This window comes from Microtetraspora malaysiensis, assembly GCF_001528665.1.
GTDB classification, from domain to species: Bacteria; Actinomycetota; Actinomycetes; order Streptosporangiales; family Streptosporangiaceae; genus Microtetraspora_A; species Microtetraspora_A malaysiensis.
This window is the reverse complement of the sequence record NZ_BBYJ01000007.1, coordinates 408,564-434,701: the sequence shown is the minus strand read 5'-3', so window position 1 is coordinate 434,701 and position 26,138 is coordinate 408,564. Positions and strand designations below refer to the sequence as shown.

Here is a 26,138-nt window from a genome sequence, read left to right as displayed (position 1 = left end):
CTCCAGAGCAACATCGATGGCCGTACGGCTCGCCTGGTGCGGGCCGTACGGCATCATGGTTGTAGGCGAGTGGCGTCAAATAGCGGGCGCCGCCGTACAGGGAGAGGAAACCGGTCCTGGTACGGCCGGGTCGCGAGCAGCGACCGGCGGTGGGGGACGCGGCGGAATCATCCCGGAAACAGGGGAGATCCCACATGCTCATCGCACAGCGCCCGAGCCTCCTGGAGGAGTCGCTCGAGGAGCACCGGTCCAAGTTCGTCATCGAGCCGCTGGAGCCGGGCTTCGGTTACACCATCGGCAACTCGCTGCGGCGCACGCTGCTGTCCTCGATCCCGGGGGCGGCGGTCACCAGCATCCGCATCGAGGGCGTGCTGCACGAGTTCTCGACCGTGCCCGGGGTGAAGGAGGACGTCACCGACATCATCCTCAACCTCAAGTCGCTGGTCGTCTCGTCCGAGCACGACGAGCCGGTCGTGATGTACCTGCGCAAGCAGGGCCCGGGTGAGGTCACCGCCGCCGACATCGCGCCGCCGGCCGGTGTCGAGGTGCACAACCCCGACCTGCACATCGCCACGCTGAACGGCAAGGCGAAGCTGGAGATGGAGCTGACCGTCGAGCGCGGTCGCGGCTACGTCTCCGCGGCCCAGAACAAGCAGCCGGGCCAGGAGATCGGCCGGATTCCGATCGACTCCATCTACTCCCCGGTCCTCAAGGTCACCTACAAGGTCGAGGCCACCCGTGTCGAGCAGCGCACGGACTTCGACCGGCTGATCCTGGACGTCGAGACCAAGCCGTCGATGAAGCCGCGCGACGCGGTCGCCTCGGCCGGCAAGACCCTGGTTGAGCTGTTCGGTCTCGCGCGCGAGCTGAACGTCGAGGCCGAGGGCATCGACATCGGCCCGTCGCCGACCGACGCCGCCTTGGCCGCGGACCTGGCGCTGCCGATCGAGGAGCTGAACCTCACGGTTCGCTCGTACAACTGTCTCAAGCGCGAGGGCATCCACACCGTGGGTGAGCTCGTCGCCCGCAGCGAGCAGGACCTGCTCGACATCCGCAACTTCGGCGCCAAGTCGATCGAAGAGGTCAAGCAGAAGCTGCACGAGATGGGCCTCGCCCTCAAGGACTCCCCGCCCGGATTCGACCCCAGCGCGGTCGCCGGCGGCGGGTACGACGACGAGGACGGCGGCTTCATCGAGACCGAGCAGTACTAGATCGTGTCTCAGCGTTCCGGCGCCGAGGCGGTGGGCGCACCACCGCCGCGGCACCGGAACGCAGCCCGGCCGTCCGGGTGAAGCGGCGGAACCACAGATTTGCCGAAGGCGGGCTCTCCGGAGTCCGCCGCCCCGACTCCGGTACCTGATACGGCCGGAGCGGGTTGTCTCTCAAGGAGAAACGACATGCCCAAGCCCACCAAGGGCGCCCGTCTCGGCGGCAGCCCGGCGCACGAGCGGCTGATCCTGGCGAACCTCGCCACCCAGCTGTTCCAGCACGGCCGGATCCGCACCACCGAGGCCAAGGCCAAGCGTCTTCGCCCGCTCGCGGAGAAGCTGATCACCAAGGCGAAGAAGGGCGACATGCACAACCGTCGCCAGGTGCTGACCGTCGTCCGTGACAAGGGCGTCGTGCACCACCTCTTCACCGAGATCGCGCCGACGTTCGCCGAGCGTCCCGGTGGCTACACGCGCATCACCAAGCTCGGCCCGCGTAAGGGCGACGCCGCTCCCATGGCGCTCATCGAGCTGGTCGCCGAGCAGCTGAACCCGGTCACGGTCACGCGTCCGGCCGCCGAGGCTCCGGCCCCGGCCGCTCCGGCCGAGGAAGCCGCTGAGACCCCGGCCGCCGAGGCTCCCGCCGAGGCCGCCGAGACCGAGGCCAAGAAGGACGAGGCCTGATCAAGGGCCTGTGCTGATCAAAGGCCTGTGAGCGGGTCCAGCGTTCCCTGCGGGATCGCTGGGCCCGCTCTTCGTTTTGGTAGGGCCGTCGTGCGCCGTACGGGAGGATGAACGTGGACCGCGAAGTTCGGCTGAGGCTCGATCTGGGCTATGACGGCACCGACTTCTCCGGCTGGGCCCGCCAGCCGGAACGGCGGACCGTTCAGGGTGAGCTGGAAGGCGCGCTGGGCCGCATCCTCCGGATGGCCCCGGCCCCTCAGCTGACCGTGGCCGGCCGTACGGACGCCGGGGTGCACGCGCGCGGGCAGGTGGCGCATGTGGACCTGCCGCTCTCGCGGCTCGCGGTGGCCGACACGGCGCGGGCCCGGCAGCGGGATCCGGAGACCGACCCCGAGGACGCCTGGCGCGCGGAGGGGGCTCATTGGCTCGCTGCGCTCACGAGAAGGCTGGCCGGGGTGCTACCCCTGGATGTGCGTGTTTATGCCGTCTCGGTGGCTCCTGAGGGGTTTGACGCCCGATTCTCCGCCCTTTTCCGCCGGTATGTCTACCGCGTGTGCGACGCCTCCGGCGGGACCGACCCGCTGCGGCGGCGGGAGGTGCTGTGGCACAACCGTCCGCTGGACGTCGATCTCCTCAACGCCGCCGCCGAACGGCTGATCGGCGAGCACGACTTCGCCGCGTTCTGCCGCAAGCGTGAGGGCGCCACGACGATCCGCGAGCTGCAGCGGCTCGACTGGGTGCGGGGCGAGGACGGAATCGTCCAGGCGACCGTGATCGCGGACGCGTTCTGCCACTCCATGGTCCGGGCGCTGGTGGGCTCGTTGCTCGCGGTGGGCGAGGGCAGGCAGCCCGTCGAGTGGCCCGGGCAGGTGCTGGCCCGCGCCGTACGCGAATCGGGGGTCCACGTGGCCCCGGCGCACGGGCTGACCCTGGAGGAGGTCGGTTATCCGGTGGGTGAGGAGCTGGCCCGGCGCGCCACGGCGACGCGCCGGGTGCGCACGCTCAGTCCGTGACGCGCTTGCCGATCACCTCGGCGGTGTGGTCGCGGAAGGCGCCGCTGACCGGGCCGAGGTCCTGCTCCTTGGTGGTCGGCGTGTGGCCGTCGGCGTAGGTCGCGTAGCTGAACACGATGTAGCGGCCCCACACCATGCCCGCGGCGTACCCGCCGGAGATCGCCACCCGGTCGGCTCCGCTGCCGGTGTCGCCGTTGAGCCCGCGGAACCAGAGGTTGCCGCTCAGATTCTTGGTCCGGTCGACCGCGAGGGCCGCCTCCTTGCTCGGCAGCACCGCGATGCCGGTGGTCACGGCGTAGCGCTGCTTCGCGTCCACGTAGGTCGCCCTGAGGACCCGGCGGCACTCCCGCTGCTTGAGCGCTTCGGCGAAGGCCCCGGCCGCCGCCTGCTCGCAGCTGTCGGTCACGTTGACCTTGACCCGCTTGAAGCTGCGCCCGGCGAGGGTGATCCGAGCATCCGGGAAGGTCTCGGTCAGGGTGAGTTTGCCCGGATCGGTCTCTTCCGAGTCGAAGGGCGCTCCCGTGTTCTGGCCCGTGCCGGTGCTCGCGCTCGCGGCCGTGCTCGGCTCCGCCGCGGGCGCGGTGGCCGTCGGCGCGCCGGCGTTCGCCGGCGCGCTGCCTGGGGCCGCGGACTCCTCCGGCCCCCCGGTGTACGCGAGATAGGCGGCGGCGCCGATGGCGACCACCGCGACGCCGGTGCCCGCGCCGAGCAGGACTCGCTTGCCGGCGCCGGAACGCTTCGCGGGCGCCGTCGCCGGGGCGGTGACCGGGACAGGGAGGCCGCCGGGCCGGGGCGCGGGCCCGGGCGCGAGCAGGACCTGGCCCTGCGCCGCGCCGGGCGACAGCGGCTGGGTCGCCGTCCCGGACACCGTCGGCGCGGCCGCCGCGCCGGCGTGGAAGGCCGCCGCGTGGTCGTCCGTACGGTCTGGGGGTAGGTCGGCGGCCATTTCCCGGGGCGCGGCGGGGTGCGCGGGGGCGAGACCGCCAGGGGAGCCTGGTGCGCCGTCGGCGTTCGCTTCGGCGGGGACCTCGGCGGCCGCGTCGGCGCGGTCACCGACCACACCGTCCCCGGCCGGACCAGCCGGTGCGGCGGGGGTGGGCGAGTCGGCCGGGGGCCATGCCGTAGGGGCGGGGGCGTCGGGCGCGGCCGCGGCCTCGCCGGGAAGCCGGGGCGGCCACACGGGGACGTCGCCCGGCTCGGCCGGGATCCTGGGCCGGGAGGGCTCCTCCTGCGCCGCCGGCGTTTTGAGCGGGACGGTCGGCCCCTGTTCGCCCGCGGCGGGCGACGCCTGCTCGGCGCCTTCCGGCTCGTGGCCATCGGCCTTTGGCTCGGCGGCGGCTTCGGGCTCGGCGTCCGGATCGTGGTCCGAGACGGGGAGCGGGGGGCGGTCGTGCGGATCCGCCTCCCCTTCCGCCGGCCCGCGGGCGTCGGTGGCCTGCTGCGACGGCGCATCGGTGTCGTCCGGGGCGGCGTCCTCGTCGAAACGCGTCGCCCATTCCGCCTCGGGGCGCGGCAGCGGAGACGTCGGCTCCGCGGGGGAAGCGGACGGCTCTCCCGCGTGATCCCGGGGACCCGGCGTGGCGTCCTCGCCCCGGGGCGCGGCGTCCGACGGAGCGCGTACGGGCTCGGGCTCTGCCTGCCCGGCGGCGTGCGGCGCTTCGGCGGGTGGGGCGAACGGGCCGCCGGGGTGATCCGCCGGGGCGTCGTCGGCCGCTTCCTGCCGCGCCGCCGGCCATATCGTGGTGGCCGCCGTCGCCTCGGACCGGTCGTTCTCGGCATCCTCGGCGGGCTCGGTGGCCGTGCCGGGCTCCGCGGGGCTGTCGAACTCCGCGGTGGCAGCGGCGGGCTCTGGATCGTGGTCCGCGGTCGTGGCGGGGCGCGCGGCCCCGGCGCCCGCGCCGGAGTGGCCCTGGCCGCTGGGCGGCACCCACGGCTTGGTGACGTCGATCGCGGGGAAGTCGATGGTCTCGTACTGGTCGCCCTCGGAGATCTCCCGGAACGGCCTGCGCGGGGCGTCGGCCTCCTGCGGGTCGCCCTGTGCGGGGAGGGCGGGCGTGCCGAAGGCGGTCGGCGGGTGCCGCGGAGCCTCCGCGGAGGCGGGAGACTGATCGTCGGGCGAGGCGGCGGGCGCGACCGCGCGCTCCGTCCCCTGAACGGCGCTCGGCGAGTCCTGAGGCGACGACGCCTCGTCTGCCGCTTCGTGCTGGGGACGGGCGAACCAGTCATAGCCCGGCGACGCCTCGTCGGGGACGTCGGGCGATATCTCGTCGGGGTGGCCGAAGCTCGGCGGTGGCACAGCGGGTGCCGTTGAGCCGTCGGCGCCGTGTTCGTGCTCGGAAACGGGATCCTGGCCACGCATATGCGGAAGCGTATCGGCGCAGACGAGATCATCGTGCCGCTATGGGCGTTCGTGCGCAGCCAGGGAGCGGCGTTTGTCCAGAAAGATCGGCGGAAAGATGGTTTCGCGGATCAGCCGTGTCCTCCGGTCAGCGACCTCGTGTCGAGCGCTGGGAAGACCGTCTTCTCCGTGATGTCCAGAGCCGCCTGGTAAAGGCGCTTCAGTTCGGTCTTGCTCGGGTTATGGCCGTCCTTGAACTGGAACCACAGCAGGATCGTGTAGTGCCCGTGGATCCAGCCGCCCGCGTACGCGTCTCCCGTGCCGAGGAACTTGCTGATGTCGTCGGTGCCCGGCAGCGGCTTGAGAAAGTCCTGCCGTTCCTTGCCGCCGCCCGCCGACGCCACCTTCTTGGCAGCGGTGGTGGTCTTGACGTTGGCGACGCCGATAGACCCGATGATCTTTCCCTTGGTGTCCTTGTAGCTGGCGCGGATGAGCTGTGTGCAGCCTCCGTCCTTCAGGGCCTTGGTGATCTTCTCGCCGGAGACGCCGTCGGCGCACTTCTTCTCTTTGTTCACCTTCGTCCGGAGGTATGACCGGCTGCCGGCCGTGACCTTCTTCTGCCCGAAGAGCTCCGTGGCGGTGAGCGGCGTCTTGTCGGTCGTACGCGAGCCGGCGTAGCCGTACTTGCCGCCGGGGGCGGGGGAGATCGGAGGCGGCGTGGGGCTCGGCTTCGGAGCGGCGCGCGGCGGCTCCTCCCGGCTCGCCGCGACCCACAGGCCGGCGAAGAGCGCGCCGATCAGCGCGAGCCCGGCCAGGACCAGCACGAGCGGCCGACGCCAGAAGGGGACCGGTCCGTACGGGTCCCACGGCGGCTCGGACGACTCGGCAGCGCGCTGTTCGGCCCGGGACGGCTCACTGGGGCCGGATGCCCGGCCGCCTCGTGGATCCGTGGCGAGGGGCGCGCCGGACTCCGTCCCGCTCGGCCGGGCGCCGCCGGACTCTGTGCCGCTCGGCCCGGGGCCGCCGGGCGCGTGGTCACCCGGCTGCGCGCCGGACGGGAAGCCGCCCGTGGGAGATCCCAGGGGAAAGCCGCCCTGCTGCTGGGTGCCGGGCGGGGTGCCCGCGCCCGGCTGCCCGTGGCCGCCTGTGGCGTCTCCCGAGAGCCCGGCCGCGTTCCAGGGCGCCGTTCCCGGGCGTCCGCCCGATGCGTCTTCCGGCCCCCAGCCGGCGCCCGCGGGGCCGCCGGGCCGCGACGCCGCCTCGGCCCACGTTCCGGCCTGGCGGCTCCCCGACCGGCCACCCTGGTTGCCGCTTTGGTTCCCGCCCGGGTCGTCGCCCACCTGCTGCGGCCGCCGCCACGGATCGAACGCCGGGGCCCCCGGGCCCGGATGCCCGAGCGCTCCGGGCTGCGCGGGCGCTGAGCCGTACGGCCGCGCCTCCGGGCGGCGGGCGGCGGCCGGCGGCTCGCCCTGGGGGAGGTACGGCTGGCGGTGTGGCTGCTGGTCGCCGGGATAACCCATGCGCTGAGATTAGCCGCGTATCACGGCAGATGAGGAAAGTCAGGAATAACCGGAGTGCTGGTCCGGCCGTGCGGCGCCCGGCCTGAGATCGACCCCGACGGCGGGCGTGACCTGCGGCGGAGGAAGGTCAGGAGTAGCCGAAGTCCTGGGTCCACCACGGGCCGCCCGGCCCGAGATCGACGCCCACACCGGTCGCGACCAGACCGCAGTTGAGGATGTTGCGCCGGTGGCCGCTGCTGGCCAGCCACCCCTCGATCGCCTCGCGGGCGGTCTGGTAGCCGCGGGCGATGTTCTCCGCGCCGCCGTCGAGGTAGCCCGCCGCCTCCATGCGCGCCCAGGGTGAGCGGCCGTCCGGCGAGGAATGCTCGAAGGTGTTGCTGGCGGCCATCTCCCGGGAGTGCAGGCGGGCGGAGCGGACGAGCCGCTTGTCGACCCGCATGGGCGCGCAGCCCCGCTTGCGCCGCTCGGCGTTCGCCAGCCGTATGACCTCGGCCTCCAGGCCGCTGAGGACCGCGGCGCCCGCGCCGTCTCCGCCGCGGTCTCCGCCCAGCGTGCCGGACTCGCCGTCGTAGCCGGGGCCGAAGGTGTTCCACTGCGTCCCGCCGTACGAGCCGTCGATCATGTTGGACGGCTTCCTGGTCGGCGGCCGGGTCGGGGGAGCCGAGCGGGCGAGGGACGACGGCCCCTCGGCCCGCGCCACGTGATCGAGTGGCGGGCGGTGCCGGGGCGAGGAGTCGGACGTCTTCGAGGGCGACGGCTCGGAGTTGCGGAGATAGACCTGGTCGACGCCGCTCTTGGTGGTGACCCGGCCGATGACGACGCCGGCGAGCACAAGGGTGACCGCGCAGGCGAGCAGACCCACGTGAGTCCCGCGGCGGGGCTTCCGTTGGGGGTGCCGGGTGTGAGGGGGCTGCCACATACCGCAGTCAAATATAGGGATGTACGGCGATGAGGATGAAGAGGAGCGAGGGATTGCTTCTCCCTGTGTTTCCCCGCGTGCTCATTGTGTTTCCCCCAGTGCCGCCCGCGTTCCGGCACGGACCGCCGTCCGCGCGCCGGTGTCTCGGCGTCTCAGGTCTCCCGGCTCGCGTGAGCGGGCGGCGTCCCGCCCGCGTGCCGCCGTCTGCGGCCGGCTCCTTGTGTGATCGCCGGGCCCCCTCGTCGGCATCGCGTTTTGACCAGGAGGGCGAGGCCGGATAATCTGCTGTTTCGTTGTGTGCACCGGTCCTCCTGTGACCTGTGTACGGCGCGTCCGGCGTCTTCTCCCATGTATGTGGAGACGGAAGGTTGCCGTCGTGCCTGCGCAACCTACCGTGAGTTCACATTTCCGACAGAAGGCACTGCCGTGCGCACGTTCTCACCCAAGCCCAACGACGTCGAACGTCAGTGGTACGTCATCGACGCCACCGACGTCGTGCTCGGCCGGCTGGCCAGCCACGTCGCGACCCTGCTCCGCGGCAAGCACAAGCCGATCTTCGCCCCGCATGTCGACACCGGTGACTTCGTCATCATCATCAACGCCGACAAGGTGGCCCTGACCGGCAACAAGCTCGAGCAGAAGAAGGCCTACCGTCACTCGGGTTACCCCGGCGGTCTGCGTTCCGTGACCTACGGCGAGCTCATGGAGAAGCGCCCGGACCGCGCCGTTGAGAAGGCGGTCAAGGGAATGCTCCCCAAGAACGCTCTCGGCCGGAGGATGGCGAAGAAGCTCAAGGTCTACGCCGGTTCCGAGCACCCGCACCAGGCGCAGCAGCCGGTGCCCTTCCAGATCACCCAGATCGCCCAGTAATCGCCGAGCCAGGAAAGTAAGAGGAGAACCGTGGCCGAGTCCAACGGTATCGAGACGCTCGTCGAGGGCGAGCAGGACGAGTTCTCGTCCGAGGAGTTTCCCTCCGAGTACACCACCGAGTCCGCCCCCGGCGCCGAGGGCGTCGTGCGCCGCCCCGTCACCACGGGCAACTCGTACGGCACCGGCCGCCGCAAGGAGGCCGTGGCCCGCGTCCGCATCGTGCCGGGTACCGGCAAGTGGACCATCAACGGCCGCTCGCTGGACGCCTACTTCCCGAACAAGGTCCACCAGCAGATCGTCAACGAGCCCTTCGTGACGCTCGGCGCCGAGGACCAGTTCGACGTCATCGCCCGCATCGGCGGCGGCGGCGTGACCGGCCAGGCCGGCGCCCTGCGCATGGGTCTGTCCCGCGCGCTCGCCATCCTGGACGCCGAGACCAACCGGCCTCCGCTGAAGAAGGCCGGCTTCCTGACCCGTGACGCCCGCGCCACGGAGCGGAAGAAGTACGGCCTCAAGAAGGCCCGCAAGGCTCCGCAGTACAGCAAGCGTTAAGTTGGGGCGCCTTTTCGGCACCGACGGGGTACGTGGGGTCGCGGGTCGCGACCTCACGGCCGAGCTGGCCATGGATCTGTCCGTGGCGGCGGCTCATGTCCTCGGCGATGCCGGGGCGTTCCACGCGAGCGTCGGGCGGCGTGGCCGCCCGATCGCCGTCGTAGGCCGGGACCCGCGAGCTTCAGGAGAGTTCCTGGAAGCCGCGGTCGTCGCCGGCCTTGCGTCGTCTGGCGTGGATGTCCTCCGGCTCGGCGTGCTGCCCACCCCGGCGGTCGCGTACCTGACTTCGGCTCTGGGGGCCGACCTCGGGGTGATGCTCTCCGCATCGCACAACCCCGCCCCGGACAACGGCATCAAGTTCTTCGCGCGCGGCGGCTTCAAGCTGGCCGACGCCGTGGAGAACGAGATCGAGGAGCGGCTGGGCGAGAAGTGGGACCGGCCCGTCGGCGCGTCCGTCGGCCGGGTCCGTGAGGCGTTCGGCGAGGCCGACCGGTACGTCTCGCACCTGCTCGACACCCTGCCGCATCCCCTTGACGGCCTGCGGGTCGTCGTGGACTGCGCGCACGGCGCGGCCCACATGGTCGCCCCCGAGGCACTGCTGCGTGCGGGCGCCGTGGTGGAGACCATCGGCGTCGCTCCTGACGGGCTGAACATCAACGACGGCGTCGGCTCCACCCACCCGGACGAGCTGAAGAGGGCCGTCGTCGAGTGCGGCGCGGATGTCGGCATCGCCTACGACGGCGACGCGGACCGCTGCCTGGCCGTCACAGCCGCGGGCGACGAGGTCGACGGCGACCAGATCATGGCGGTCCTCGCGTCCGCCATGCACGCCGAGGGCCGGCTGCCCGAGAACACCGTCGTCGCGACCGTGATGTCCAACCTGGGCTTCAAGATCGCGATGCGCGAGGCCGGGCTGACCATGGTGGAGACCGCCGTCGGCGACCGGTACGTCCTTGAGGCGATGCAGAACGGCGGATTCACCCTCGGCGGCGAGCAGTCCGGGCATGTGATCATGCTGGACCACGCCACCACGGGCGACGGGCTGCTCACCTCGCTGCACCTGCTCGCGACGGTCGCGAAGTCGGGCAGGTCGCTGGCCGACCTGGCTTCCGTCATGACGAAGCTTCCGCAGGTGCTCGTCAACGTGCGGGACGTCTCCAAGGTGAAGGTGCGCTCCTCCGAGGAGCTGGCCGCCGCCGTGGCCGCGGCGGAGGCGGAGCTCGGTGACGAGGGGCGGGTCCTGATCCGCCCGAGCGGGACCGAGCCGATGGTGCGGGTCATGGTCGAGGCCGGGTCGCACGACCAGGCCGAGGCCGTCGCCGACCGTCTCGCCGAGGTCGTGCGCGCCTGCTGCGCGTGATCCCGTCGAAAGCCTGAGAAATCACTGTGGCCTCCGCCGTCCGGCGGAGGCCACAGTGATTTCACGTCACTCCTCGCCGGTCAGGGACAGGCTGCGCAGGCGCTGCCCGGCGAACAGCAGGGCGGCGACGGTCACGACGACGATCGCCGGTATGGCGAAGCCGATCGAGACGTCCGCCTTGAAGAACGCGGACGTCGACACCTGGTCGGCGATCGACTGGGCCCACTGCTGGATCGAGAACGTGCGCGCCCCGGGCACGTAGCCGCCGACAAGGCCCTCCCAGATCAGGGCGTAGATGACGCCGATCGTCACCGCGTGCCGGGTGAGCACGCCGAGCAGCAGGAACACGGCCGCGTAGGCGATGCCCGCGAGGAGGGCGCCGAGGGCGAAGCCGAACGCGATGCCGGACTCGGTCTGGATCAGCACGTACGCCGCGAGGAACGTGGGCAGGGCGGCGAACACCGCCATCAGGGACGCGGCCACGACGAACTTGGTGAAGGTGATCACCGGCCGCGAGATCGGCTTGGACAGCAGATGCATGATCGTGCCGTCCTCGATCTCGGGCGCGATCACGCCGGTGCCGGCGACGAGCCCGAGAAGCGGCAGGATCGTGCCGACGGCGAACGACTTCATCAGCATCACGGCCGTGCCCTCGCTGGGCCCTCCGATGAGCCGGAGCAGCCCGGCGACGGCGACCAGCGCGAGCGGCAGCAGCACGAGCAGCAGGATCCGCTTGCGGCCGAGCATCGCCCGGTACGTGATGTCAGCTACGACGGTGTTCATTGGTCTCGCTCCGCTCGACTGCTCCGGGCGTCCTGCGTGCGGTCAGGGATGGGAGCCGCCGCGCGCGGAGCCCGGTGAGATACGGTTCCGGGGGATCGTCCGGGTGGTCCCGGCCTGTGGTCACGCACGGGGCTGGATGAGGTAGGAGAAGACGCTTTCCAGGTCCTCGTCCGTGGGGGACACCTGCCAGAGGCGGACCCCGGCGTCGCGGGCCACCTTCGGCAGCAGCCGGGTGAAGCGGCCGAAATCGAGCGCCTGCACCTCCAGCCCGCCGTCCGTGAGGGAGACCGCCCCCGAGCTGGGGTCGGCGATCAGCGCGGCGGCCAGCAGCCGGTCGTCGCTGGAGCGGAGCCGGAAGATGTGCGGCCGGTCGGTCATCCGGCGGCGGATCTCGCGGTAGTCGCCCGAGGCGGCGTGCCGTCCCGCGACCATGACCTCGATCTGCTCGGCGACCCGCTCGACCTCCTCCAGGATGTGCGAGCTGAACAGGATGGTCCGGCCCTCGGAGCCCATCCGCCGGACGAGGTCCATCAGGTGGAGCCGCTGGCGCGGGTCCATGCCGTTGAAGGGCTCGTCGAGCAGCAGCACGTGCGGGTCGTGGACCAGCGCGGCGGCCACCTTGACCCGCTGGCGCATGCCCTTGGAGTACGTCTCGACCCGGCGGTCCTTGGCGGGGGTCATGTCGACGAGGTCGAGGGCGCGGGTCGCCGCCTCCTCGGGGTTCGGCAGCCGGTGCAGGCGGGCGGCGGACAGTACGAACTGCCATCCGGTCAGGAAGCCGTAGACGCCCTCCCGTTCCGGGACCAGGCCGATGTGGCGGTAGATGTCGTGGTTGCGCCAGATCTGCTGCCCGCCCAGCGTGGCGGTGCCGTTCGACGGGGCGAGAAAGCCCGCCATGATGTGCAGCAGCGTGGACTTGCCCGCGCCGTTGGGGCCGAGCAGGCCGGTGACGCCGGGCCCGATCGTCATCGTGACGTCGTTGACCGCAACCACGTTGCCGTACCAGCGGGAGACCCCGGCGAGCTCGACGACGCCCGGCCGGGTCGCGACGGTGGGAACGGTGGTGACCGTCATGAGGAGGCCGCCTTCCGGTAGCGCGAGATGAGCGCCGTCAGCGCGAGGGCGATCACGGCCAGCAGGATCAGCGCCGGCCAGGGGCCCGCGGGATAACCCCCACTGTTGGCGGGCGGGGTGCCGAACAGCGCCACCTGCACGGAGTCGACGAGGAAGAACGGGCTGATCAGCATCGTCCAGCCGGCGGCGGCCTCGCGGCCCGTGCTCACGAGCACGGCGTAGAACACCCCGGAGACCGCCGAGGTGAACAGGTAGAACGCGATCACCGAGGCGACGCCGAGCCCGCGTCTCGGCGTGAACGACGCGAGGGCCAGCCCGATCGAGGCCAGCAGCAGGGCGATGAGCAGGGTGGACACCACGGAGGCGATGTAGTCGTGGGTGCGCGGCGGGCCGGGCAGGTCCACCAGCAGCTCGCCGACGTACATGACGGTGAGCGGCACCGCGAGCAGCAGGAACAGCGCGGTCGTCATGGCGACCAACTTGGCTCCGACGTAGTCGAGCACGGTCACCGGGCGGGACAGGTACAGCGGCAGCACGCGGTAGCGCAGGTCGGGAGCCACCAGATATGGCGCCTGCGAGGCCAGGAAGATGGCGAGCACGGCCTGCATCGCCACCGCGTATGAGTAATAGGGGATGCCGGGCTGCTTGGCCAGGGCCATCACGGCGATCGACACCACGGCCGGCAGCACCATGATCGCGACAAGCAGGAACGGGATGATCTTGGCGCGGGTCGTCCGGCCGAGGCCGAAGACACCGCGCAGGCTGTGCAGGGTGAGGGCACGCGCCGCGCTCCCCCGGCCGAGCCTGGGCCCCTCATAGTGCCGGTAGCCGATGTCGTGAATGATCGCGGTGTGCTCGGTCATGCCGCCGGCTCCTTGAAGACGTCCTCGATGCGGCCGCGACGCTGTTCGAGCCGGACGAGGTGGAGGTCGAGATCGCAGACGGCGTCGCGTACGGCGTCGAAGGTGCCCTCCGAGCGGACCTGGACGGTCAGGATGCGGCCCTGTACCGCCACCGCCTCGCCCAGCTCGGCCAGCCGGGCCGCGAGGGGTTCGAGTCCCTCCTCGACCTCGACGGCGATGGCCTGGGTGGCCTGGGTGAACTCGCCGATCGCGGACGAGCGGAGCAGGGCGCCGCCGTCGATCACGATGACGTGGTCGCACACCCGCTCGAGCTCGCCGAGCAGGTGGGAGGTGACCAGGACGCTGATGCCGAACTCGGCGCCGACCCGCCGGATCAGCGCGAGCATGTCGTCACGGCCCTGGGGGTCGAGACCGTTGGTCGGCTCGTCCAGGAAGACCAGCCGGGGATCGTGGACGAGTGCCTGAGCCAGCTTGACCCGCTGCCGCATGCCGGTGGAGTAGCCGCCGATCGGGCGGTACCGCTCCTCGTGCAGGCCGACGTGCCGCAGGATGTCGGCCGCCCGCTCGCGGGCGGCGGTGCGCGGCAGGCCGGACATCTGCGCCATGTGCACCACGAACTCGGTGGCGGACAGGTCGGGCGGCAGGCATTCGTGCTCGGGCATGTAGCCGACGACACGGCGGATCTCCGGCCCGCGGGTGGCGGCGTCCATGCCGAGCACCTCGGCCCGGCCGGAGGTGGCCGGGAGCAGGCCGAGCAGAATCTTGATCAGCGTGGACTTGCCGGCGCCGTTCGCGCCGACGAGCCCGGTCACGCCGGTGCCGACGGTGATCGAGAGCTGGTCGAGCGCCGTCACACGGGGAAACCGCTTGGTCAGACCCTCGGTTGCGAGGATTGTCATGATCCGCAGACTACTCGCCGGGTACCCTCCGATACCTCCGTCAAGAGGAGGAGCCGTCTGTCATACCGTGGCGGGGGTGCCTCATCTCCTGGTGCCGGTGCGCCTGGTCCCGCCGTTGGCGCGGTGCCGTACGGCGGGGGCCGCCGGGCGCGGCGGCGGGGAGACGACCGGGACCCGGCCGCCGTACCGCTGCCAGAGGAAGCGCTGCGCGAACAGGGTCGCCGTGCCGGCGGCCACCATGCCGGCGATGTTGACGGCGAGCTGCGCCAGCGAGTGGCCGACCTCGTCCCAGCGGCCGAGTGCCATCGCGACGGCCATGTAACCGGCGGCGGGGACGGTGGTCACCGAGATGAAGACCCCCACCAGGGCGGAGGACTTGCCGGCCGTGATCGAGAGCACGCCCGCCGCGCCGGCCAGCACGGCGACGATGAACGACCACCTGTCCGGCGAGACGATGAACCACACCTCCTGGTTGTGCCGCAGCATCTCGGGCTCGACCCAGCCGATGCCGCGCGACACGAACGCGCAGAGGAAGGTGACCAGGATGGCCGCGCCGAACCCGACGGCCAGCGTCCGCACCGCCACCGCGATCAGCCGTGGCTCGCGGCGCAGGAGGCCGAAGCAGATCGCGGCGACCGCGCCGAACTCGGGGCCGAGCACCATGGCGCCGACGATCAGGATCTGTGACGGGATGAGCACGCCGATCGCGGCGATCTGCGTGGCGATCGCCAGGAAGGCCAGGAACGCCCAGGTAACGCGGGAGTCCGCGGTCACGCGCTGGGCGAGCTGGTCCCAGATGACCGCGTCGTCGCCCTCGCCCGGGGCCTGCTCCTGCGCCTCCTCGGCGGCGCGCGAGATCGTCAGCTCGACGTTCTCGATCGCGATGGCGCCGTCGTCTTCGAGGCCGAGGCCTTTCAGCTCCTCGATCAGGTCGTTCGCCGCCTCGCGGGCCACGTCGAGCAGCAGCACGTCGCCCTTGGGGCGGCGCGCCGCCTTCGGCATCACGACGATGTTGGCGACCCCGGTCGCCCGGTCGACCGCCTTCAGCACCCGGTCCGTACGCCCGGCCGGGATGATCACGCGCAGATGCAGCACGACGACGATTATGTACGGCGCAGCCGGATGCGGCTGATGGAGTGGTCGGGTCCCTTGCGCAGGATCAGCCCGGCCCGGCCGCGGGTGGGCGCGATGTTGTCGACGAGGTTGCGCTCGTTGATGTCACGCCACACGTTCTTGGCGAACTCGGTCGCCTCCTCGTACGACAGGTCCGCGATGTGCGCGAAGTACGACTTGGGGTCGGCGAACGCCGTGCGGCGCAGCTTGTGGAACCGGTCGATGTACCAGGACCTGATGTCCTCGATCCGGGCGTCCACGTAGATCGAGAAGTCGAAGTAGTCGCACACGGCGAGGGACGTGGGCGGCGCGGGCTGCAGCACGTTGAGGCCCTCGACGATGAGGATGTCCGGACGCCGCACCTTCTGGCTCGCCCCGGGCACGATGTCGTACTCCAGGTGGCTGTAGATCGGGGCGGTCACCTCCGGGGTGCCCGCCTTCACGTCGGCGACGAACTTGACCAGCGCCCGCCGGTCGTAGCTCTCCGGGAAGCCCTTGCGGTGCATGATGCCGCGCTCCTCCAACACCTTGTTCGGGTAGAGGAAGCTGTCGGTGGTGATCAGATCGACCCGGGGGTGCTCGGGCCAGCGGGCCAGCAGGGCGTGCAGCACCCTGGCTGTGGTCGACTTGCCGACCGCGACGCTGCCCGCGATGCCCAGCACGTACGGCACGCGCTCGTCGCGCTCGCCGAGGAAGGCCCCCACGGCGGCGCTGCGCTGGCGGGACCCGGTGAAGTGGAGGTTGAGCAGCCGGGTCAGCGGGAGGTAGATGTCGGTGACCTCCGCGAGGTCGATCGGATCGTCGACGCCGCGCAGATCCTCCAGGTCCGCCTCGGTGAGGGTCAGCGGCGTGCTCTTGCGGAGGTCCCTCCACTGGGCACGGCTGAGCTCGACGTACACGTCTCCATCTGCCACGTCGGCCAAGCCTACTCAGCCGGTCGAAAACGTCTTCGGTCGGGAGCGGTACACAGCCTGTGGATGAAACCGGTGGATTGCGGCCGCGGATTCCGGGGAATGGGATGGGGCTCCAAGGAGTCGGCAGCGACCGACAGCCCCCAAATTGGGGGCAAATTGGCACAAAATGGTGCACGGGTGACATGGGCGAGCCGGCCCGCGGCGCTCCGGCGGGTCGGGTCCGGACGGCCGGAGGGCGGGTAGCCTCGCCCTGTGATCCTGGGAATCGGAGTCGACGTCGTCGACGTGGCGAGGTTCGGCGCCACGCTGGAGCGCACCCCCGCACTCCGGGAGCGGCTGTTCACCGAGGCGGAGCGCGGGCTGCGCACGGAGTCGCTGGCCGCCAGGTTCGCCGCGAAGGAGGCGGTCGCCAAGGCCCTCGGCTGCCCGCCCGGAACCGCCCACGCCGAGGCCGAGGTCGTCAATGACGAGAACGGCCGGCCCCTGCTCCGCGTCACCGGCACGGCGGGCGAGGCGGCCCGCGCCCTCGGGGTCAAGAGGTGGCACATCTCCCTGACCCATGACGGAGGCGTCGCCATCGCCTACGTGATCGCCGAGTCGTAGGCCCCTCTCTCGTCGATGGGCGCCGGCCGCGGCCAGGTGCGCGTGGGCGGGCGGGCTGGCGGCGCCTCGCCGTCACGCGCCGCGACCGGTCGTCGCGCGCGTGATCGTCCCCGGGATAGCGTCGGACCCATGCGGACCGCGTACACCTCCGACCAGATCAGGGCCGCCGAGCGGGCGCTGATGGCGCGACTGCCCGAGGGCACCCTGATGAGCCGCGCCGCCTCCGGGCTCGCCTCCGCCTGTGCCCGGGCGCTCGCCCGCGTCCGCGGCCGCGTGTACGGCTCCCGCGTCGTCCTGCTGATCGGGAGCGGTGACAACGGGGGAGACGCCCTGTACGCCGGGGCCCGGCTGGCCGCGCGGGGCGCCCGGGTGGACGCGATCCTCGCCGGGTCGCGCGCCCACCAGGCGGGCCTGGCCGCGCTGCGCGCCGCGGGCGGCCGGGCCGTCGAGTTCGCCCCCGACGCGGCCCGCGAGCTGGTCTCCGCCGCCGACCTCGTCATGGACGGCCTGGTCGGCATCGGGAGCGCGGGCGCGCTGCGCGAGCCGTACGGCACGCTGGCCGGGCTCGTCGCGGACGCTCCCGGCCTGGTGGTCGCGGTGGACGTGCCGAGCGGGGTGGACGCGAGCACCGGCCGCGTGGACGGGTCCGCGGTCCGGGCCCACGCGACCGTGACGTTCGGCGCGTACAAGATCGGTCTGCTGGTCGATCCGGGCGCGTCGTTCTGCGGGACGGTGGAGCTGGTGGACATCGGGCTCGGGCCGTACCTGCCGGACGCGGACGTGGCCGCGCTGACCGCCGGCGACGTCGCCGGCCTGCTGCCGAGCCCGGCCGCCGAGTCGGACAAATACCGCAGGGGCGTCATCGGCATCGTGGCCGGGAGCGACACCTTCACCGGCGCGGCCGTGCTCTCCGTGGGCGGCGCCGTACGCGCCGGGGCGGGGATGGTGCGCTTCGCGAGCGTCGAGGAGCCCGTCCACTACGTCAGGGCCCGCTGGCCCGAGGCCGTCACGACGGTGCTCGCCCCCGGCTCGGCAGGCGTGCTCGGCGACATCGGCCGGGTGCAGGCGTGGGTGGTCGGGCCGGGCCTCGGCACCGGGTCGCACGCCCGCGACCTCGTCGCCGAGATCCTGGGCACCGGCCTGCCCGTCCTCGTGGACGCCGACGGCCTCACCCACGTCGCCCGGGACAGGTCGCTGCTGCGCAGGACAGGGCCGACGCTGCTCACCCCGCACGCGGGGGAGCTGGCGCGGCTGCTCGACGTGCCGCGCGAGGACGTCGAGGCGCGGCGGATCGAGCACGTCCGCCGCGCGGCGCACGAGCTGGGCGCGACCGTGCTGCTGAAGGGGTCCACCACCCTGGTGGCCGAGGAGGACCGGCCGGTGCGGGTCAACTCCACCGGAACGCCGTGGCTGGCCACCGGCGGCACGGGAGACGTCCTGTCCGGCATCGCGGGCGCCCTGCTCGCCGGCGGGCTGAGCTGCTACGACGCCGCGTCCTGCGCCGCGTACCTGCACGGGCTCGCGGGGCGGGTCGCGGCGGCCGGCTCCGCGCGCGGCGCGCGGCCCGGCGGCGAGGCGGCGATCGCGGCGCTCGACGTGGCCGAGGCCCTTCCCGACGTGGTCCGCGCGCTGTGACACGGCCCGACCGGTCGCGATCACCTGACAAACTGGAACGATGAGTTTCCCGATCGTCGTCGACACAAAAGACCAGGTCCGGACCCCTGCCGAGGCGAGGGTGGACCTCGCGGCGATCCGGCACAACGTCGGACTCCTCAGCGAGCAGGCGGCCGGCGCCGACGTCATGGTCGCGGTGAAGGCCGACGCCTACGGCCACGGCCTGGTCCCCTCCGCGCGGGCCGCCCTGGAGGGCGGGGCGACGAGGCTGGGCACCGCGTTCGTCCGCGAGGCGCTGGCGCTGCGCGCGGAGGGGATCACCGCGCCGATCCTCGCCTGGCTCATCACGCCGGACGAGCCGCTGGACGAGGCGCTGCTCCAGGGCGTGGAGCTGTCCGCGAGCGCCCCCTGGCTGATCGACGCCATCGTGGCCGCCGCGGCGCGCACCGGCCGCACCGCCCGGGTCCACCTGGAGGTGGACACCGGGATGTCGCGCGGCGGCGCGCCGCTGTCGGCCTGGCCCGCGCTGATCGAGTCCGCGCTGGCCGCGCGGGCCGAGGGCGTCGTCGAGATCGCGGGCATGTGGTCCCACTTCGCCTGCGCGGACATCCCCGGGCACCCGGCCACCGAGGCGCAGCTCGCCGCGTTCGGCGAGGCGCTGCGGATCGCCGACGCGATGCGCGTGCCGAGCGACGCGATCCGCCACATCGCCAACTCCGCCGCCACCTTCACCCTGCCCCAGGCGCGGTACGACATGGTCCGGCCGGGCATCGCCTCGTACGGACTGAGCCCGATCCCCGAGATGGGAGACTTCGGGCTGCGCCCGGCCATGACGCTCGTGGCGCGGCTCGCCCAGGCCAAGCGGGTCCCCGCCGGCTCCGGCGTCTCCTACGGCCACCTGTACGTCACCGAGCGCGAGACGACGCTTGCGTTGGTGCCCCTCGGCTACGCGGACGGCATCCTGCGGGGTGCCACCAACCGGGCGGAGGTGCTGCTCGCCGGCCACCGGCGGCGCGTCTCGGGCCGGGTCTGCATGGACCAGTTCGTCGTGGACGCGGGCGACGACGCCGTCGCCGAGGGTGACGAGGTGATCCTCTTCGGGCCCGGCACGCGAGGCGAGCCCACCTGCCAGGAGTGGGCCGATTCCCTCGGCACGATCACCCATGAGATCGTGACCAGGATCGGATCCCGCGTCCCGCGCGTTTACGCGGACTAGCGGAGAGATCACGTGGACCGGGCCGGCAGCGCGCCGCCGTCACGAGGAGGGCAGGAATGAGCACACGCCGCAAGGTCGGGCTCGCCGGTGCCGTCGTGGGCGCCGCCTCGGCGGGCGCGGCGGCAGCGGCCATGGCGAAGCGGTACGCCGTCGGCCGGATACGGCTGCGCCCCGACCTGGAGGCGAGTGAGCCCTTCGGCGAGATCCGCGGCCGCGAGGTGACGCTGACCACCTCCGACGGCGTGCTGATCCACGCCGAGGTCGAGGGCCCGGAGGACGCTCCCCTCACCGTGGTGCTGTGCCACGGCTACTGCCTGGCTTCGGACTCCTGGCACTACCAGCGGCGCGAGCTGCGCGGGACGTACCGGCTGGTGACGTGGGACCAGCGCTGCCACGGCGCGTCGGCGCGGGCGGAGGCGAGCGACTGCACGATCGAGCGCCTGGGCGAGGACCTCGCGCTCGTGATCGAGAAACTGGTTCCCGGCCCGTGCGTGCTCGTCGGCCACTCCATGGGCGGCATGACGATCATGGCGCTGGCGGAGCGGCGGCCGGAGCTGTTCGACGACAAGGTGCGCGGCGTGGCGCTCATCTCCACGTCGGCGGGCAAGCTCGCCGAGCTCACGCTCGGCCTGCCCGCGCTGATGTCGAAGGTCGTGCACAAGGCGGTCCCGTCGGCGGTGTCGATCATGCGCAAGCGCGGCGAGCTGGTGGACCGGGGGCGCGAGGCGGGCAACGACGTCGCCTTCCTCGCCGTGCGCCATCTCGGGTTCGGCGATTCCAAGAACGTCAGCCCGACCGTGGTGGACTTCGTCGAGTCCATGATCAGGGCCACCCCGTCCGAGGTGATCGCGGACTTCTATCCGGCGCTCATGTCCCACGACAAGCTGACCGCGCTCGACGTGCTCAACAACGTCCCCACCTCGATCATCGTCGGCGAGCGCGACTGGCTGACCCCGCCCGACCACAGCCGTGCCATCGCCGCGGCCGTGCCGACGGGCCAGCTCACCACCGTCTCCAACGCGTCGCACCTCGTCCAGCTGGAGAGCCCGGCCGCGGTCAACAACGCGCTCCGCGAGCTCCTCAAGCGCGTCGAACGCGACCAATCCTGATCCCCCGCCGAAAGGGCGCCCCGAGCCCGCGCAAGCACCTCACTGATTACAGTGCTGAACCATCACGCTCGGGGCGCGGCGGTGTCTGGACTGAGGATCGAGTGGGCTGAGGGACGAGGCCCCGAGTGACGAGGGAAGACATCGACTGAGGGCGCCCCGAGCCCGCGCGAGCGGAGCGAGCGCCATAAGTGCGGAGCGAGCGCCATGAGCGCACCCGTACAGTGAGTTACCGGTGTGGAAGTCAGGCGAGCGGCTGGGTGATCCCGGCCGGGCGGAGGAGCGACCAGTGAGAACCGTCCGTACCACCGAGGAGACACGGGCACTGGGCGCGGAGGTCGCGGAATTGCTGCGCCCGGGTGACCTGGTGGTGCTCACCGGGCCTCTCGGGGCGGGGAAGACCACGCTGGTGCAGGGCATCGGCGAGGGGCTGAAGGTGCGCGGCCCGATCACGTCGCCGACGTTCGTCATCGCGCGGGTCCATCCGTCGCTGTCCGGCGGTCCGGCCCTGGTGCACGTGGACGCGTACCGCATCGGCGGCGCGCTTGAGGTCGACGATCTCGACCTGGACGCCTCCCTTGAGGACTCGGTCACCGTCGTCGAGTGGGGTGAGGGGCTCGTCGAGGGCCTCGCCGAGGACCGGCTGGAGGTCCTCATCGAGCGTGACGCCGAGGGCGAGGACCGGCGAGTACGGCTGCGCGGGGTCGGCGAGCGCTGGTCCGCCGTCCCGGCGTCTCTGGCCTAGCCGAAACCTCCTCCCGGGGGCTGCCGATATCCGGCCTGATCTGGGGCCCAACTGATTCGTTGTGAATCACCCAATAAGAAGATCCTTAGCCATGGATTGGCATAGATTTTCGGGGTATACAGGGTCCGGAGGGGTGGTCGGATGATCAAGGTCAGGCTTGCTGCCGTCACGGGAATGATCCTGCTCGGCGGGCTGGGCTGTACCGCTGAAGCGCAGACGGCTGGATCCACGCCCTCCGCATCGGAGGATCAGGCGTCGCCGTCGGCCACCGTGCCCCGCCAGGACATCCGGGTCACGGTCGACCCGGCCAAGGTCGAGGGCGGCTCCACTCGGACCGTCCACATCACGGCGTACTGCCCGCTGCCGCAGGGCGGCACCGACTATCGCGCCACCGCGCGCTCGGAGGCGTTCACCGGCCTGGTGACGCTGGTCGCGCCCACCGACACGGCCTCGCCCGACTCGACTCCGGGCGTCCCGCAGGTCCGTGGCGGCGCCAATGTCCGGGCCGATGCCAAGCCGGGCGGCTACAAGGTCGAGGTGCGCTGTGAGGCCACCAACGACATCGGCAGCGCCTCCCTCAAGGTCACCGGGAAGCCCGCCCCCGAGCACACGCCCACGAAGATCCCCACCCGCGCCCCGCACGCGGGTGGTGGCGGCACGGCGGCGGGCGCGCCCGAGGAGGACTCCGGCATGCCCGTAGGCGCGACCGCGATCGTCGTCGTGGCCGCCGCGGTCGCGGTCGGAGTGGCGCGCAGGCGCGCGAGGGGCTGAATTTGGCCGGTTCGTCCCGGAAGGTGGTCATAGCCGGGATCGCCACCGGGTTGGTGTTGTTCGCGATGAGCCACCGGCAGGGTGAGCAACCCGCCGCCGCCCCGGTCGCCGGGGTCGTGCCCAAGCGCATCGACATCCCCGCGCTGAAGCTGAAGGCCCCGCTGATGAAACTCGGCCTCTCCAAGGAGGGCGACGTGGAGCTCCCGCCGTTCGACAAGCCCGGGACGGCCGGGTGGTACACCGGCAGTTCCGTTCCCGGCGACGGCGGCGCGTCCGTGATCATCGGCCATGTGGACACGAAGACCGCGCCCGCGGTCTTCTACCGGCTGCGCGAGCTGCGCAAGGGCCAGGTGGTCAAAGTGCTGCGGAGCGACGGCAAAACGGCCGAATACCGCGTCGACTCCGTCGAGCGGGTGCCCAAGAACGACTTCCCCGCCGAGCGGGTGTACACCGAAGACGGCCTGCGCCTGATCACCTGCGGCGGCAGTTTCGACTGGGCCCGGCACGAGTACCGCGACAACGTCATCGTCTACGCCTCCCGGGCCGGGAGCGATCCTCACGCGTAGTGCCCAGGTCATGCTCCGCCGGGACGGAGGAGACCCGACAGCGGCTAGGCTTGGCCTTTGTGCTGGTCTTGGCCTTGGATACCGCTACCCCCGCAGTCACGGCCGCGTTGCACGACGGCGCCCGCGTGCTGGCCGAGTCGACGACGGTCGACGCCCGACGCCACGGCGAGCTGCTCGCTCCCGCGGTCGAGCGCGTCCTGCGTGAGTGCGACGCCTCCCTACGTGATGTGACCGCCGTCGTCGCCGGAGCCGGCCCCGGGCCGTATACGGGGCTGCGGGTCGGACTGATGACCGCGAGCGCCCTGGCGGCGACCGTCGGCGTTTACGCGTACGGCGTCTGCACGCTTGACGCGATCGCTTTCGCCTCCGGCCGCGCCGAGCCGTTCCTGGTGGCGACCGACGCCCGGCGCAAGGAGGTCTTCTGGGCGCGGTACGGCGACGCGCGCACCCGCCTGGACGGGCCGCGCGTGGACCGGCCGCACGACCTGCCGGCAGAGCTTCCGGTGATCGGCGCGGGTGCCCGCATCTACGCCGAGACGATCGGGCCGGACCGCGTCGCCGACCCGGAGTACCCGTCCGCGGGGGCGCTCGCCGCGCTCGCCGCCGAGCACCTGGCCGGGCTGACCCCGGAGCAGGCGGCCGAGGCGGCCCGGATGCCCGACGGGCGGATCGACTCGGTCGAGCTGGCCGGCGAGCTGGCCGTGCTCGGCCCGGCGCGGCCGATCTACCTGCGCAGGCCGGACGCGCAGATTCCCAGCGCGCCGAAGAAGGTGACCGCGTGACCGCCGTCCTGCGCCAGATGACCAGGGAGGATCTTCCCGCCGTGGTCGAGATCGAGCGGATCACGTTTCCGCTCGACGCCTGGAGCGAGGCGATGCTGCGCGGCGAGATCGACGACCAGCCGCGCACCCGGCACTACGTGGTCGCGGTGGACGGCGACACGATCGTCGGATACGCGGGCCTGGCCGCCGCCGCCGACCAGGCCGATGTGCAGACGATCGCCGTCCTCGCCGGGCACCGCAGGTCCGGCGTCGGCGCCGCCCTGCTGACCGAGCTGCTCGCCGAGGCGGAGCGGCGCGGCGCGTGCGAGGTCTTCCTGGAGGTCCGGTCGGACAACGCGCCCGCTCAGGCGATGTACGAGCGGTTCGGCTTCGAGCGGCTCGGCGTCCGGCGGAACTACTACGACGACGGGACCGACGCCATCACCATGGTGCGGGATCTCAGAGGAGGTGCGCATGAGCGGGCGTGATGAGCCGATCGTCCTGGGGATCGAGACATCCTGCGACGAGACGGGGGTCGGCCTGGTCCGCGGCCACACGCTGCTGGCGAACACGATCGCCTCCAGCATGGAGGAGCACGCCCGCTTCGGCGGCGTGGTGCCCGAGGTGGCCTCGCGCGCGCATCTGGAGGCCATGGCCCCCACCGTGGAGAGCGCGCTGGCCAAGGCCGGGCTGCGCTTCTCCGACATCGACGCCGTCGCGGTCACCGCGGGCCCCGGCCTGGCCGGTGCGCTGCTCGTCGGCGTCGCCGCGGCCAAGGCGTACGCGCTGGGGCTGGGTGTCCCGCTCTACGGCGTCAACCACCTCGCCGCCCACGTCGCGGTGGACCAGCTCGAACACGGGCCGCTGCCCAAGCCGTCGATCGCCCTGCTGGTGTCCGGCGGCCACTCGTCGCTGCTGCTGGTCCCCGACGTCGCCCAGGACGTGATCTCGCTCGGCTCGACCGTGGACGACGCCGCTGGCGAGGCGTTCGACAAGGTGGCCAGGGTGCTCGGCCTGCCGTTCCCCGGCGGCCCGCACATCGACCGCTCCGCGACGTCCGGCTCGGGCACGGCCATCGCGTTCCCGCGCGGCAAGTACGACGACGGCACGTTCGACTTCTCGTTCTCGGGGCTCAAGACGGCGGTCGCCCGCTGGATCGAGGCGCGCACGGCCGCGGGTGAGACGATCCCGGTCGCCGACGTGGCCGCGTCCTTCCAGGAGGCGGTCGTGGACGTGCTGACCCGCAAGGCGCTCCAGGCGTGCCGCCGCTACGACGTGAAGGACCTGCTCATCGGCGGCGGTGTGGCGGCCAACTCGCGGCTGCGCGCGCTCGCCCAGGAGCGCTGCGACGCGGCGGGCGTACGGCTCCGCGTGCCCCGGCCGGGCCTGTGCACCGACAACGGCGCCATGGTGGCCGCGCTGGGCTCCGAGCTGATCGCGGCGGGCATCCAGCCGTCCACGCTGGACATTCCGGCCGACTCGTCGCTGCCCATCACGACCGTCAACGTCTGACCCGCTCCCTCGCCTGGACAGGCGAGGGTGTGGCTGTGCCGGCCGTTCGCGAGCTCGGCCCGCCGAGGTGGCGGGCGGTCATGCGCGCCCGCGTCTCGTGTGGCCGGCTCTGAGCCGGCCAGGGGACGGATGGGGCCGGTGTCAGAGCTGCCGGTGCCGGGCCACGGCGTTCGGGGCCGGTGCGGCCTTCGATGGGGCGGCGGCCTCGCGTTGGATCTCCGTGACTCGGCGGCCGACCTCGTCCACCCGCTGCCGGACGGCGTCCACGCGGCCGGTGAGGCGGGTCTCGGTCGAGATCAGATGCTCGTCGAGGGCGGTGAAGCGGCCGTCGATCCGGCCCTCCACGACGTCGAAGCGGTCGTCGTGGCGGCTCAGATGCCCGTCGATCGTGTTGATCCTGGCGTCCGTGGCGCTGAGTGCGGCGGTCACGCCGCCCATGTGCGCCCGTACGTCGGTCAGGTGCTCCTCCGTCGCCACCAGGCGGCCCTCCACGGCGGCGATCCGGCCCTCGACGCCGTCGAGCTGCCCGCCCAGCCGCTCCGCGGCCCGGGCCAGCTCGCCGATGGCGCGGTCGAGCCGGCTGAAGCGGCCCGCGGCCGCGTCCACGCCGGTCTGGAGCCGGTCCACGCGCTCTCCGACGTCCTCGATCTGGTCGCGGACCACCTCGATGTGCCGGGCGAGGTTCTCGGCCCAGGTCGGGGGTTTCGCGGAAAGGACGTCGATCTGGTCGCCGACTGCCTCGATCATGCTCGCGAGGCCGCCGATCCCCCCGAGCCCGCGCTCACGAAGCTCGCGGAGCAGCCATTCCATGCCTTCGAGGCGCTGGCGGATCTCGTCGAGCACCGCGCCCTGGGTGCGCTGCTCGTAGACGTGATCCTGCGCCGCGCGGGCCAGGAGCTCGCGCATCCGCTCGGAGACGGCGGTCTGGCTGCCAGATTGGAGGAGGCCGTGGCTCGAGTGGTCCACCGAAAGCTCCTTCGCCCACCGAAAAAACGGCGGGTTGGTCCGGTTTCGAGGGATACGTGATCGGGCGAGGCACGCCCGACCGCCCACTGTAGCCGCGTACGGCGCCGCTCTTCGGTCGGACGGAGAAACGTCGCGGTTATCGCCGGATTGTCCGGGATTGGTAATAAC

General features: G+C 72.2%; 26 protein-coding genes. 16 read left to right on the top strand and 10 right to left on the bottom strand.

Annotated elements, in window-relative coordinates:
* Window positions 1-194 precede the first annotated feature (194 nt).
* From AWQ71_RS09715 to truA, 3 genes are all read left to right on the top strand, one after another.
* The gene (locus tag AWQ71_RS09715) at window positions 195-1,211 is read left to right on the top strand and encodes a DNA-directed RNA polymerase subunit alpha (protein WP_061253237.1); all 1,017 of its coding nucleotides are present in this window, start codon (window positions 195-197) and stop codon (window positions 1,209-1,211) included.
* Between the two features lie 186 nt (window positions 1,212-1,397).
* Window positions 1,398-1,892: a 50S ribosomal protein L17 gene (rplQ, locus tag AWQ71_RS09710; RefSeq protein ID WP_067130014.1), complete on the top strand. Its 495-nt coding sequence runs from the start codon at window positions 1,398-1,400 to the stop codon at window positions 1,890-1,892.
* Window positions 1,893-1,999: 107 nt separating this feature from the next.
* On the top strand, window positions 2,000-2,905 hold the full coding sequence (gene truA / locus AWQ71_RS09705) for a tRNA pseudouridine(38-40) synthase TruA (protein WP_067130011.1): 906 nt from the start codon (window positions 2,000-2,002) through the stop codon (window positions 2,903-2,905).
* Here truA and AWQ71_RS09700 read toward each other — a convergent pair.
* The 3 genes from AWQ71_RS09700 to AWQ71_RS09690 all read right to left on the bottom strand — a co-directional run bounded on the left by AWQ71_RS09700 (window position 2,895) and on the right by AWQ71_RS09690 (window position 7,625).
* Entirely contained in the window at window positions 2,895-5,264 is a 2,370-nt protein-coding gene (locus AWQ71_RS09700; protein ID WP_157570261.1) for a hypothetical protein, read from the bottom strand. The two genes, truA and AWQ71_RS09700, sit on opposite strands and share 11 nt — an antisense overlap.
* 110 nt (window positions 5,265-5,374) lie before the next feature.
* The gene (locus tag AWQ71_RS09695) at window positions 5,375-6,763 is read right to left on the bottom strand and encodes a hypothetical protein (RefSeq protein ID WP_067130005.1); all 1,389 of its coding nucleotides are present in this window, start codon (window positions 6,761-6,763) and stop codon (window positions 5,375-5,377) included.
* Between the two features lie 127 nt (window positions 6,764-6,890).
* On the bottom strand, window positions 6,891-7,625 hold the full coding sequence (locus AWQ71_RS09690; RefSeq protein WP_067130002.1) for a CAP domain-containing protein: 735 nt from the start codon (window positions 7,623-7,625) through the stop codon (window positions 6,891-6,893).
* 483 nt (window positions 7,626-8,108) lie between these two features.
* Here AWQ71_RS09690 and rplM point away from each other — a divergent pair, with 483 nt between their 5' ends.
* Genes rplM through glmM form a run of 3 tightly spaced genes read left to right on the top strand, consistent with a single transcriptional unit; the run spans window position 8,109 to window position 10,464 of the window.
* On the top strand, window positions 8,109-8,552 hold the full coding sequence (gene rplM / locus AWQ71_RS09685; RefSeq protein ID WP_067129999.1) for a 50S ribosomal protein L13: 444 nt from the start codon (window positions 8,109-8,111) through the stop codon (window positions 8,550-8,552).
* Between the two features lie 30 nt (window positions 8,553-8,582).
* Window positions 8,583-9,104 (top strand): 30S ribosomal protein S9, encoded by a 522-nt coding sequence (gene rpsI / locus AWQ71_RS09680; protein WP_067129996.1) that lies wholly within the window; start codon window positions 8,583-8,585, stop codon window positions 9,102-9,104.
* 1 nt (window position 9,105) lies between these two features.
* The gene (glmM, locus tag AWQ71_RS09675) at window positions 9,106-10,464 is read left to right on the top strand and encodes a phosphoglucosamine mutase (RefSeq protein WP_067129993.1); all 1,359 of its coding nucleotides are present in this window, start codon (window positions 9,106-9,108) and stop codon (window positions 10,462-10,464) included.
* A 66-nt stretch (window positions 10,465-10,530) separates the two neighbouring features.
* On the opposite strand, the gene AWQ71_RS09670 is transcribed toward glmM, so the two are convergent.
* From AWQ71_RS09670 to coaA, 6 genes are all read right to left on the bottom strand, one after another.
* Window positions 10,531-11,247, bottom strand: a complete 717-nt coding sequence (locus AWQ71_RS09670) for an ABC transporter permease (RefSeq protein WP_067129990.1) — start codon at window positions 11,245-11,247, stop codon at window positions 10,531-10,533.
* A 120-nt stretch (window positions 11,248-11,367) separates the two neighbouring features.
* Entirely contained in the window at window positions 11,368-12,321 is a 954-nt protein-coding gene (locus AWQ71_RS09665; RefSeq protein WP_067129987.1) for an ABC transporter ATP-binding protein, read from the bottom strand.
* Window positions 12,318-13,184, bottom strand: coding sequence for a hypothetical protein (locus tag AWQ71_RS09660; RefSeq protein WP_067129985.1), 867 nt, complete (start codon window positions 13,182-13,184; stop codon window positions 12,318-12,320). The genes AWQ71_RS09665 and AWQ71_RS09660 overlap by 4 nt, the downstream gene beginning before the upstream one ends.
* On the bottom strand, window positions 13,181-14,083 hold the full coding sequence (locus AWQ71_RS09655) for an ABC transporter ATP-binding protein (protein ID WP_067129982.1): 903 nt from the start codon (window positions 14,081-14,083) through the stop codon (window positions 13,181-13,183). The genes AWQ71_RS09660 and AWQ71_RS09655 overlap by 4 nt, the downstream gene beginning before the upstream one ends.
* A gap of 81 nt (window positions 14,084-14,164) precedes the next feature.
* Window positions 14,165-15,178: a DUF389 domain-containing protein gene (locus AWQ71_RS09650; protein ID WP_067129979.1), complete on the bottom strand. Its 1,014-nt coding sequence runs from the start codon at window positions 15,176-15,178 to the stop codon at window positions 14,165-14,167.
* Window positions 15,179-15,186: 8 nt separating this feature from the next.
* Entirely contained in the window at window positions 15,187-16,110 is a 924-nt protein-coding gene (gene coaA / locus AWQ71_RS09645) for a type I pantothenate kinase (protein ID WP_245658196.1), read from the bottom strand.
* Window positions 16,111-16,362: 252 nt separating this feature from the next.
* Between coaA and AWQ71_RS09640 the strand changes: the two genes are divergently transcribed.
* From AWQ71_RS09640 to tsaD, 10 genes are all read left to right on the top strand, one after another.
* Entirely contained in the window at window positions 16,363-16,713 is a 351-nt protein-coding gene (locus AWQ71_RS09640) for a holo-ACP synthase (protein WP_067129973.1), read from the top strand.
* Window positions 16,714-16,842: 129 nt separating this feature from the next.
* The gene (locus AWQ71_RS09635; RefSeq protein ID WP_067129970.1) at window positions 16,843-18,348 is read left to right on the top strand and encodes an NAD(P)H-hydrate dehydratase; all 1,506 of its coding nucleotides are present in this window, start codon (window positions 16,843-16,845) and stop codon (window positions 18,346-18,348) included.
* A 40-nt stretch (window positions 18,349-18,388) separates the two neighbouring features.
* Complete coding sequence (gene alr, locus AWQ71_RS09630; RefSeq protein WP_067129967.1) at window positions 18,389-19,543, top strand: alanine racemase; 1,155 nt, start codon at window positions 18,389-18,391, stop codon at window positions 19,541-19,543.
* Window positions 19,544-19,599: 56 nt separating this feature from the next.
* Window positions 19,600-20,652, top strand: a complete 1,053-nt coding sequence (locus AWQ71_RS09625) for an alpha/beta fold hydrolase (RefSeq protein ID WP_067129964.1) — start codon at window positions 19,600-19,602, stop codon at window positions 20,650-20,652.
* A gap of 286 nt (window positions 20,653-20,938) precedes the next feature.
* The gene (gene tsaE / locus AWQ71_RS09620; protein ID WP_157570260.1) at window positions 20,939-21,394 is read left to right on the top strand and encodes a tRNA (adenosine(37)-N6)-threonylcarbamoyltransferase complex ATPase subunit type 1 TsaE; all 456 of its coding nucleotides are present in this window, start codon (window positions 20,939-20,941) and stop codon (window positions 21,392-21,394) included.
* A 141-nt stretch (window positions 21,395-21,535) separates the two neighbouring features.
* Complete coding sequence (locus AWQ71_RS09615) at window positions 21,536-22,165, top strand: hypothetical protein (RefSeq protein WP_157570259.1); 630 nt, start codon at window positions 21,536-21,538, stop codon at window positions 22,163-22,165.
* 2 nt (window positions 22,166-22,167) lie between these two features.
* Window positions 22,168-22,731, top strand: coding sequence for a class F sortase (locus tag AWQ71_RS09610; RefSeq protein WP_067129958.1), 564 nt, complete (start codon window positions 22,168-22,170; stop codon window positions 22,729-22,731).
* A 59-nt stretch (window positions 22,732-22,790) separates the two neighbouring features.
* Complete coding sequence (gene tsaB, locus AWQ71_RS09605; RefSeq protein ID WP_067129955.1) at window positions 22,791-23,513, top strand: tRNA (adenosine(37)-N6)-threonylcarbamoyltransferase complex dimerization subunit type 1 TsaB; 723 nt, start codon at window positions 22,791-22,793, stop codon at window positions 23,511-23,513.
* Window positions 23,510-23,980, top strand: coding sequence for a ribosomal protein S18-alanine N-acetyltransferase (gene rimI / locus AWQ71_RS09600; RefSeq protein ID WP_387408147.1), 471 nt, complete (start codon window positions 23,510-23,512; stop codon window positions 23,978-23,980). The genes tsaB and rimI overlap by 4 nt, the downstream gene beginning before the upstream one ends.
* Entirely contained in the window at window positions 23,967-25,004 is a 1,038-nt protein-coding gene (gene tsaD, locus AWQ71_RS09595; protein ID WP_067129952.1) for a tRNA (adenosine(37)-N6)-threonylcarbamoyltransferase complex transferase subunit TsaD, read from the top strand. Before rimI ends, tsaD begins: the two co-directional genes overlap by 14 nt.
* Window positions 25,005-25,145: 141 nt before the next feature.
* Here the strand turns inward: tsaD and AWQ71_RS09590 are convergent, their stop codons facing one another.
* Window positions 25,146-25,970 carry a hypothetical protein gene (locus AWQ71_RS09590; protein WP_067129950.1) on the bottom strand — a complete coding sequence of 275 codons (825 nt, stop codon included), beginning with the start codon at window positions 25,968-25,970 and terminating at the stop codon, window positions 25,146-25,148.
* Window positions 25,971-26,138: the final 168 nt, after the last annotated feature.

Coding starts and splice junctions, on each gene's coding strand:
- AWQ71_RS09715 (WP_061253237.1), top strand. CDS start 195: ATGCTCATCGCACAGCGCCCGAGCCTCCTGGAGGAGTCGCTCGAGGAG.
- rplQ (WP_067130014.1), top strand. CDS start 1,398: ATGCCCAAGCCCACCAAGGGCGCCCGTCTCGGCGGCAGCCCGGCGCAC.
- truA (WP_067130011.1), top strand. CDS start 2,000: ATGAACGTGGACCGCGAAGTTCGGCTGAGGCTCGATCTGGGCTATGAC.
- AWQ71_RS09700 (WP_157570261.1), bottom strand. CDS start 5,264: ATGCGTGGCCAGGATCCCGTTTCCGAGCACGAACACGGCGCCGACGGC.
- AWQ71_RS09695 (WP_067130005.1), bottom strand. CDS start 6,763: ATGGGTTATCCCGGCGACCAGCAGCCACACCGCCAGCCGTACCTCCCC.
- AWQ71_RS09670 (WP_067129990.1), bottom strand. CDS start 11,247: ATGAACACCGTCGTAGCTGACATCACGTACCGGGCGATGCTCGGCCGC.
- AWQ71_RS09665 (WP_067129987.1), bottom strand. CDS start 12,321: ATGACGGTCACCACCGTTCCCACCGTCGCGACCCGGCCGGGCGTCGTC.
- AWQ71_RS09660 (WP_067129985.1), bottom strand. CDS start 13,184: ATGACCGAGCACACCGCGATCATTCACGACATCGGCTACCGGCACTAT.
- AWQ71_RS09655 (WP_067129982.1), bottom strand. CDS start 14,083: ATGACAATCCTCGCAACCGAGGGTCTGACCAAGCGGTTTCCCCGTGTG.
- AWQ71_RS09635 (WP_067129970.1), top strand. CDS start 16,843: ATGCGGACCGCGTACACCTCCGACCAGATCAGGGCCGCCGAGCGGGCG.
- alr (WP_067129967.1), top strand. CDS start 18,389: ATGAGTTTCCCGATCGTCGTCGACACAAAAGACCAGGTCCGGACCCCT.
- AWQ71_RS09625 (WP_067129964.1), top strand. CDS start 19,600: ATGAGCACACGCCGCAAGGTCGGGCTCGCCGGTGCCGTCGTGGGCGCC.
- AWQ71_RS09615 (WP_157570259.1), top strand. CDS start 21,536: ATGATCAAGGTCAGGCTTGCTGCCGTCACGGGAATGATCCTGCTCGGC.
- tsaD (WP_067129952.1), top strand. CDS start 23,967: ATGAGCGGGCGTGATGAGCCGATCGTCCTGGGGATCGAGACATCCTGC.